This is a genomic window from Cellulomonas algicola (genome assembly GCF_003851725.1).
In the GTDB taxonomy this organism is placed as follows: Bacteria; Actinomycetota; Actinomycetes; order Actinomycetales; family Cellulomonadaceae; genus Cellulomonas; species Cellulomonas algicola.
In genome coordinates, this window is the sequence record NZ_BHYL01000023.1 from 1 (window position 1) to 8,274 (window position 8,274).

Sequence of the window (8,274 nt, forward strand, 5' to 3'; positions counted from 1 at the left end):
GAGCGCGAGCACGACCCGCGGTGGGCGCGTGCGCTGCTGCGCGCGAGCCCCGGGCGGTCCGCGCAGGCGGCCGCGACGCTCGGTGCCGTCCTCGACCCCGGCGACCGCGCCGACGTCGTGCGCGCCGTGACGGCGACGGTCGGCGCGACCTCCGCGGGACAGGCGGCGGTGGCAGGCCTCGTGCAGGGGATGAGCGGACCGTGGTCCGAGCCGCTCACCGTCGCCGTCGCCGAGTGGGCCGCCCGCCAGAGCGCCGTCTGGGGCATCGCGGGCGTCCTGCGCCGGCTGGGGCACGACGCCGAGCCCACCGCGCGCACCGAGGCCCTGCTCCGCGCCGTCGCGGGCCGCGCCGGACCTCACGTCGCGCCGTCGCTCACGCGTGCGGCCGACCTCGTCCACGAACGCCGCACGATCCTCGAGGAGCTCACGTGACCGACACCGCCGACCTGCTGCGCCCGCACGCCGAGCAGGCGTTCGCCGACGAGCTCGCCGCGCTCGCCGCGGTCGACGACCGTCCCCGCCCGCCCGCGTGGCGGCTGTCGCCCTGGGCCGTCGTCACCTACCTGCTCGGGGGCACGCTCGCCGACGGGACCGTCGTCAGCCCGAAGTACGTGGGCCCGCGTCGCCTCGTCGAGGTCGCCGTCGCGACGCTCGCGACCGACCGGGCGCTGCTGCTCCTCGGCGTCCCCGGGACCGCGAAGACCTGGGTCAGCGAGCACCTGGCCGCCGCGGTCAGCGGCCGGTCGACGCTCGTCGTGCAGGGCACCTCCGGGACCGGCGAGGACGCGATCCGGTACGGCTGGAACTACGCGCGCCTGCTCGCCGAGGGGCCGACGCAGGCGGCCGTCGTCCCGTCGCCCGTCATGACCGCGATGCGCGAGGCGTCGATCGCGCGCGTCGAGGAGCTCACGCGCATCCCGTCCGACGTGCAGGACGCGCTCATCACGATCCTGTCCGAGAAGTCGCTGCCCGTGCCCGAGCTCGGTGCCGAGGTGCAGGCCGCGAAGGGGTTCAACGTCATCGCGACCGCGAACGACCGCGACCGTGGCGTCAACGAGCTGTCGTCGGCGCTGCGGCGCCGCTTCAACACCGTCGTGCTGCCTCTGCCCGGGACCGCCGCGGAGGAGGTCGACATCGTCACCCGCCGTGTCGCCCAGCTCGGCCGTGCTCTCGAGCTGCCGCCGGTCCCCGCTGCCGCGGAGGAGATCGCCCGCGTGGTGACGGTGTTCCGCGAGCTGCGCTCCGGGCGGACCGAGGACGGGCGCACCGCGGTGAAGACGCCGTCCGGCACCATGTCGACGGCCGAGGCGATCTCCGTCGTGACGAGCGGCCTCGCGCTCGCCGCGCACTTCGGCGACGGCGTCCTGCGGCCCGCCGACGTCGCCGCGGGGATCGTCGGCGCCGTCGTCAAGGACCCGTCGTCCGACACCGTGGCCTGGACCGAGTACCTCGAGGCCGTCGTGCGCGAGCGGCGGGACTGGGCCGACTTCTACCGGGCGTGCCGCGAGGTCACCGCGTGACGCAGACCGTCGAGGCGCGCGTCGAGGTCATGGGCGTGCGGCACCACGGACCGGGGTCGGCGCGCGCCGTCGTCGCGGGCCTCGACGCGCTCGAGCCCGACGTCGTGCTCATCGAGGGCCCGGCGGACTGCGACCACCTCGTGCCGTTCGCCGCGGGCGGTCGGCTCGTCCCGCCCGTCGCGATGCTCGCGGCCGTCGCCGACGACCCCGCGACCTCGTCGTTCTGGCCGTTCGCCGAGTTCTCGCCCGAGTGGCAGGCGCTCGTGTGGGCGACCGCGCGCGGGGTGCCGGTGCGGTTCGTCGACCTCCCGGCCGGTGCGGTCCTCGCGGCGCGGGCCGCGCAGGACGCGGCCGCGGGGGAGCACGCAGGCGACCCCGAGGGGGACGGCGAGCACGAGGACGGCGACGGCGACGGGGAGCGGACGGACGCCGGCGGCGACGGGGAGCGGACGGACGCCGGCGGCGACGGGGAGCGGACCGGCGGCGACGCGGAGCGGACCGACGTCGACCGCGACGCGCCGGGTGCGGCCGACGGCGTCGTGCCGTGGACCGACGACGGCCCGACGTCGCCCGCCGCGGTCCGCCGCGACCCGGTCGCCGCTCTGGCGGCCGCCGCGGGCTACGACGACCCCGAGCGCTGGTGGGAGGACGTCGTGGAGTCCCGCACCGACGGGCCCACCCCGTTCGCGGTGATCACCGAGGCCATGGCCGCGCTGCGCGCCGCCGCGCCCGAGGCCGACGAGCACGAGGCGCGCCGCGAGGCGCACATGCGCCTACAGCTGCGCGCGGCCCTCAAGGCAGGCCACCGCCGGGTCGCGGTCGTGTGCGGCGCGTGGCACGCGCCCGCGCTCACGACGCCCCTGCCGCCCGCCGCCGGCGACGCCCGGCTCCTGACCGGGCTGGCGAAGAAGAAGGTCACGCTGACGTGGGTGCCGTGGACGTCGTCGCGGCTCGCCCGCGCGTCGGGCTACGGCGCGGGCATCACCTCGCCCGGGTGGTACGAGCACCTGTTCCGCACGGACCGCGACGTCGTCGCGAGCTGGCTCGTGCAGGTCGGTGCGGCGCTCCGGGAGAAGGACCTGCCCGTGTCGTCGGCGCACGTCATCGAGGCGGTCCGGCTCGCAGAGACGCTCGCGACCGTGCGCGGGCGGCACCTGCCCGGTCTGGCCGAGGTCACCGAGGCGACCCGCGCGGTGCTGTGCGACGGCGACGACGCGCTCGTCGCACACGTGACCGCGCAGCTCGTCGTGGGGGAGCGGCTGGGGGAGATCGGCGACGACGTGCCGACCGTGCCCCTCGACGCGGACCTGCGGGCGACCGCACGCCGCCTGCGGCTCGCGTTCTCGGCGGCCCCGCGGACGCTCGAGCTGGACCTGCGGCGCGACCACGACCTCGCCCGCTCGCGGCTCCTGCACCGGCTCACGCTGCTGGGCGTGCCGTGGGGGCAGGCGGACGAGGCGCGCTCGCGCAGCACGGGCACGTTCCGGGAGGCGTGGTCGCTCGTGTGGCGTCCCGAGCTCGCGGTCGCGGTCGTCGAGGCGGCGCTGTGGGGCACGACGGTCGAGGCGGCGGCGACCGCTCGGTGCGTGGACCGGGCGGCGGACGCCGACCTGCGCGAGCTCACGGGTCTGCTGGAGGTGGCGCTGCTGGCCGACCTGGCGGCCGCGACCGGGCCGCTGCTGGGCCGCGTCGACGAGCAGGCCGCGCACGACGGGGACATCGGCCGCCTCATGGCCGCGCTGCCGCCGCTCGTGCGCGCCCACCGCTACTCCGACGTGCGGGGCACGGGCACCGCGGACCTCGCGCGCGTCGCCGACGCGCTCCTCGCGCGCATCTGCGCGGGCCTGGCGGCCGCGGTCACGGGCCTCGACGACGAGGCCGCGTCGGCGCTGCGCGGTCAGGTCGACGCGACGCACGCCGCCGTCCGGCTGCGGGACGACCCCGACGGCCTGCGCGCGTGGCTCGGCACGCTGCGCGCGGTCGCGGACCGGGCGGACATCTCGGGAGCGCTCACCGGCCGTGCGACGCGGCTGCTGCTCGACGCGGGCGAGCTCGACGCGGACGAGGTGCGGGCCCGGATGGGGCAGCACCTGTCCTACGGCACGCCCGCACGCACGCAGGCGGCGTGGGTCGACGGGTTCCTCGCGGGCGGCGGGCTGCTGCTCGCGCACGACCGCGCGCTGCTCGGCGTCGTGGACGACTGGCTCGCGACGCTGCCGACCGACGCGTTCACCGACGCCCTGCCGCTGCTGCGTCGCACGTTCGGCGCGATGCCGCCGGCCGAGCGGCGCAACGTCGGCGACGCGGCGGTCGCGGTCCCGGCCAGCGGACGCGGTCCGGCGGCCTCGACCACCGTCGCCGTCGACGCGGACCTCGCCGCCGGTCCGCTCCGGACGGTGGCTCTGCTGCTGGGAGCGACGCGATGAGCGACGGCACGGACGACGGCACCGCCGACGTAGGCGACGGGACGGGGCAGGCCGCGGGCGGGCCGGCACGGGTCGACGAGGCGACGCGGCTGCGCCGCTGGCGGCTCGTGCTGGGCGAGGCCGGGGGTGTGGCCGAGCCGCTCGGCCGGGACGAGGCGGAGATGGACGCGGCGCTCGCGGCGCTGTACGACGGCGACGGGCCGGGTCCGCGCGGCACCGCGTCGTCCGGCCCTCGGTCGGCGGGCCTCGGCGGTTCGGCACCGCGCGTCGCGCGGTGGCTCGGCGACATCCGCACGTACTTCCCGACGTCGGTCGTCGAGGTCATGCAGCGTGACGCCGTGGACCGGTTGGGGCTGCGACGCCTGCTGCTGGAGCCCGAGCTGCTGGCGTCGGTGCAGCCCGACATCTCGCTCGTGTCGACGCTGATCTCGCTGAACCGCACGCTGCCCGAGCAGACGCGCGCGACGGCACGGCACGTGGTCGCGACGGTCGTCGCGGAGATCGAGAAGCGCATCGCCGCGGCGACGCGGTCGGCGGTCGCGGGGGCGCTGCGACGGGACCGGACGCACAAGCCGCGTCCGGGCGACGTCGACTGGGACGCGACGATCCGCGCGAACCTGCGCCACTACCTGCCCGAGCACCGCACGGTCGTCCCGGCGCGCCTGGTGGGTCGGTCGCGCGCGCAGAACGTCGTCGCGCGGGACGTGGTCCTGGCGATCGACCAGTCGGGGTCGATGGCGGAGTCGGTGGTGTACGCGTCGGTGTTCGGCGCGGTGCTCGCGTCGATGCGGGCGCTGCGGACGTCGCTCGTGGTGTTCGACACCGCGGTCGTCGACCTGACGGACCGGCTCGCCGACCCGGTGGACGTGCTGTTCGGCACGCAGCTGGGCGGCGGGACCGACATCAACGGTGCGATCGCGTACGCGCAGTCTCTCGTGCGGCGTCCCGCGGACACGCTGTTCGTGCTGATCAGCGACCTGTACGAGGGTGGGATCCGCGACGAGATGCTGCGCCGGGTGGCGTCGATGGCCGCGTCGGGCGTGCAGGTCGTCGTGCTCCTGGCGCTGTCGGACTCGGGTGCTCCCGCGTACGACCGGGACAACGCGGCGGCGCTCGCGGCGCTGGGCGTGCCGGCGTTCGCGTGCACGCCCGACCGGTTCCCGGAGCTGCTCGCGGTGGCGCTCGCGAAGGGCGACGTCGGCGCGTGGGCCGAGCGGACGGCGGCTGCGGCGTCGTCGCGGGGGTGAGGTCCGGGCCCGGGCGCCGACGCTCGTCGGGCGCGTGACGTGCGGGACCCGGGCGCCGACGGTCGTCGCCGGCGCCCGGGTGGGTGTCAGACGGTGCGCGTGGTCTGCGCGTAGGTGAGGCGCGGCGCGCGCGGGTGGTGCGTGCCCTCGCCCTCGCGGTGGCCGACGTTGACGACGAACAGCGAGCGCCAGCCGGTGCCGGCGAGGAGGTCGGCGTCGATCCCGTCGGCGTCCATGCCGCCCATGGGGCCGGCGTCGAGGCCGGCGGCGCGCAGGCCGACGATGAAGTACCCGGCCTGCAGGAGCGCGTTGGTGCGGGCCATCTGCTCGCGCTGCTCGACCTGCGGCTCGAGCGCGTCGGCGAGCGCGGCCATGTGCGGCGCGAGGACGGGCAGGTGCGCGTGGAAGCCGGGGTCGGCGGCGAGCACGATCGAGACGGGGGCGGCGAGGACGCGCTCGCGGTTGCCCTCGGCCATGTGCGCGGCGAGCCGGGAGCGAGCCTCGGGGCTGCGGACGACGAGCAGGCGCAGCGGCGTGGTGTTGAGGGCGGTGGGGCCCCACTTGACCAGGTCGTACACGGCGGCGATCTGCTCGTCGGTGACCTCGTCGGAGGTGAAGGCGCCGACGGTGCGGGCCTCGCGGAAGAGGAGGTCGGCCACGTCGTCGGTGACGGCGAGGTCGGGCGTCGGGAAGTCGAGGCCGTCCAGGACGGTCGTGTCGGTGGTCATGTGTCGTTGAATCATCAACTAGGCCGCAGGATTCCACGACGCGGCCGTGACGCTGCTCACACCGTCCGCCCACCTATCCTGGGGCACATGTCTGCGACCGGCGCCCAGCCCCTCGTCCTCGGGATCGAGACGTCCTGCGACGAGACCGGCGTCGCCCTCGTCCGCGGCCACGACCTGCTGGTGGACGCGGTCGCGAGCTCGGTCGACGAGCACGCGCGGTTCGGCGGGATCATCCCCGAGATCGCGTCGCGCGCCCACCTCGACGCGATGGTGCCGACGATCGAGCGCGCGCTCGCGACCGCCGACGTGTCGCTCGGCGAGGTCGACGCGATCGCCGTCACCGCGGGCCCCGGCCTCGTCGGGCCGCTCACCGTCGGCGCCTCCGCCGCGAAGGCGCTCGCGCTCGCGCTCGACAAGCCGCTGTACGGCGTGAACCACGTCATCGGGCACGCGGTGGTCGACGAGCTCGTCGACGGCCCGTTCCCGGAGCGTGTCATGGCGCTCGTCGTGTCGGGTGGCCACTCGTCCCTGCTGCTGATCGACGACACGGTCAACGTCACCGAGCTCGGCTCGACGCTCGACGACGCCGCCGGCGAGGCGTTCGACAAGGTCGGCCGCCTCCTCGGCCTGCCGTACCCGGGCGGCCCGCACATCGACCGCCTCGCGCGGGAGGGCGACCCGCACGCGATCCGCTTCCCGCGCGGGCTGACCGCGCCCAAGGACCAGGCGAAGCACGCGACCGACTTCTCGTTCTCCGGGCTGAAGACGGCCGTGGCCCGCTGGGTCGAGGCACGGCAGGACGCGGGGGAGGAGATCCCGCTGCCCGACGTCGCCGCGTCGTTCGCGGAGGCCGTCGCGGACGTGCTCACCGCCAAGACGATCGCCGCGTGCCGCGTGCACGGCGTCTCGACGCTCGTCGTCGGGGGTGGCTTCTCCGCGAACTCGCAGCTGCGCGACATGGCCGCGAAGCGCTGCGCCGAGGCAGGGATCGACCTGCGCATCCCCCCGATCCGCTACTGCACGGACAACGGCGCGATGATCGCGGCGCTCGGCTCGGCCGTCGTGCGCCGCGGCCTGCCGCCGTCGTCGCTGGACCTGCCGGTCGACTCGTCGATGCCGCTCACGCAGGTCCTGGTCTGACGGCGACCCGCTCAAGCGGGTCGTGGTCGGACGCCGGCACGCTCAGGCGGGTGACCACGCGCGCCACGCGCGCGACCCGAGCACGAACGTCACGGCGAACACGCCCGCGCCCAGCACCAGCCACTGCCACGACACCGAGGTCTCCACGCCCAGCACGTCGGCCGTCGCGGTGTACTCGGTCGTCGCGCCGAGCGTCGTCCGGGTGAGCGTGCCGCCACCGAGGTCGAGCAGCGTGTCGAGCGTGCCGAGCGCGTACGCGAAGCCGAGGTAGACCAGGGCGCCCACGGCGAGCCCGGCCCACACCCCGCCCGTCGCCCAGCGCGGGGTGCGCCGACCGAGCTCGGCGAGGTAGCCCTCGGCGAGCACACGCGGGTGGCCCAGTCCGGCGACGGCCGCGCGCATGCCGATCTCCTCGGCGGTGGCCGTGACCTCGCGGCGGACGTCGCGGACCAGCGCGCGGTCCTGAGGGTGGTCCTGGACGGCCCAGGAGAAGCGCGTGAGGTAGGCCTCGCGGACCAGGCGGTCGCGGAGCGAGAGGGTGGTCATCGGGTCCTCCGGGAAGGGTCGTCGGTGGGCGCCGGTGCGGCGCCGGGGTCGGTCGGGGTGCCGGCGTCGAGCACGCGTGCGACGGTGCCGGCGAGGCGCTGCCAGGACCGCTGCGCGCGCGCGAGCTCGGCGGTGCCGGCCTCGGTCGGCACGTAGTACTTGCGCGCCGGGCCGGCCGACGACGCGACGAGCCGCGACGACACGCGCCCCTCGCGCTCGAGCCGGTTGAGCACGGGGTAGAGCGTCCCGGCGGCCAGGTCCGTGAGGCCGGCGTCCTGGAGGCGCGTGACGAGCTCGTAGCCGTACGACTCGCCGCGGCCGAGCGTCGCCAGCACGAGCATCGGCAGCACGCCCTTGAGGAGCTGGGGGTCCCGGTCGTCGTCCACGGGTCTAGGCTATGCCCGCTAGTTGGCAATGACAAGTAGCGGGCATGGACATCCCCCGCGCGACCCGTTTCTGGGTGATTGACACGGTTTGTCCGGACCGATCCACTGGACACGAGCCCAGGAGTCGCCATGCCCCCGCACGACCGCCCCCGCCCCGGACCGCGCCACACCCGCCCGGACCGCCCGCACCCGCCCGCCCACGCGCTCCCGGTCGCCCACCGCGAGGCCCGGCGCCGTCGGCGCGCCGCGGTCGTGCTCCTCCTCGCCGCGGGCCTCGTCGG

General features: G+C 76.3%; 8 protein-coding genes. 5 read left to right on the forward strand and 3 right to left on the reverse strand.

From position 1 onward, the window contains the following. From CTKZ_RS21315 to CTKZ_RS01385, 4 genes are all read left to right on the forward strand, one after another. Nucleotides 1–432 (forward strand): DUF5691 domain-containing protein (locus tag CTKZ_RS21315; RefSeq protein WP_200829604.1); only part of this gene is annotated, 432 nt, incomplete at its 5' end. Next, entirely contained in the window at nucleotides 429–1,520 is a 1,092-nt protein-coding gene (locus CTKZ_RS01375) for an ATP-binding protein (protein WP_124341252.1), read from the forward strand. The genes CTKZ_RS21315 and CTKZ_RS01375, both read left to right, overlap by 4 nt. Further along, nucleotides 1,517–3,946, forward strand: coding sequence for a DUF5682 family protein (locus CTKZ_RS01380; RefSeq protein WP_124341253.1), 2,430 nt, complete (start codon nucleotides 1,517–1,519; stop codon nucleotides 3,944–3,946). Before CTKZ_RS01375 ends, CTKZ_RS01380 begins: the two co-directional genes overlap by 4 nt. After that, nucleotides 3,943–5,193 carry a VWA domain-containing protein gene (locus CTKZ_RS01385; protein ID WP_124341254.1) on the forward strand — a complete coding sequence of 417 codons (1,251 nt, stop codon included), beginning with the start codon at nucleotides 3,943–3,945 and terminating at the stop codon, nucleotides 5,191–5,193. Before CTKZ_RS01380 ends, CTKZ_RS01385 begins: the two co-directional genes overlap by 4 nt. An 86-nt stretch (nucleotides 5,194–5,279) precedes the next feature. Here CTKZ_RS01385 and CTKZ_RS01390 read toward each other — a convergent pair whose 3' ends face one another. Next, entirely contained in the window at nucleotides 5,280–5,921 is a 642-nt protein-coding gene (locus CTKZ_RS01390; protein ID WP_124341255.1) for a malonic semialdehyde reductase, read from the reverse strand. 87 nt (nucleotides 5,922–6,008) lie between these two features. Here CTKZ_RS01390 and tsaD point away from each other — a divergent pair, with 87 nt between their 5' ends. After that, a complete protein-coding gene (tsaD, locus tag CTKZ_RS01395) occupies nucleotides 6,009–7,061 on the forward strand; it encodes a tRNA (adenosine(37)-N6)-threonylcarbamoyltransferase complex transferase subunit TsaD (protein ID WP_124341256.1) in 1,053 nt (350 codons plus the stop codon). 42 nt (nucleotides 7,062–7,103) lie between these two features. Here the strand turns inward: tsaD and CTKZ_RS01400 are convergent, their stop codons facing one another. Next, nucleotides 7,104–7,607 (reverse strand): hypothetical protein, encoded by a 504-nt coding sequence (locus tag CTKZ_RS01400; RefSeq protein ID WP_124341257.1) that lies wholly within the window; start codon nucleotides 7,605–7,607, stop codon nucleotides 7,104–7,106. Continuing rightward, nucleotides 7,604–7,993, reverse strand: coding sequence for a PadR family transcriptional regulator (locus CTKZ_RS01405; protein ID WP_200829605.1), 390 nt, complete (start codon nucleotides 7,991–7,993; stop codon nucleotides 7,604–7,606). Before CTKZ_RS01405 ends, CTKZ_RS01400 begins: the two co-directional genes overlap by 4 nt. Nucleotides 7,994–8,274 lie beyond the last annotated feature (281 nt).

Excerpts from the sequence above, each read along its gene's own strand:
- CTKZ_RS01400 (WP_124341257.1), bottom strand. The coding sequence starts at position 7,607 with ATGACCACCCTCTCGCTCCGCGACCGCCTGGTCCGCGAGGCCTACCTC.
- tsaD (WP_124341256.1), top strand. The coding sequence starts at position 6,009 with ATGTCTGCGACCGGCGCCCAGCCCCTCGTCCTCGGGATCGAGACGTCC.
- CTKZ_RS01390 (WP_124341255.1), bottom strand. The coding sequence starts at position 5,921 with ATGACCACCGACACGACCGTCCTGGACGGCCTCGACTTCCCGACGCCC.
- CTKZ_RS01385 (WP_124341254.1), top strand. The coding sequence starts at position 3,943 with ATGAGCGACGGCACGGACGACGGCACCGCCGACGTAGGCGACGGGACG.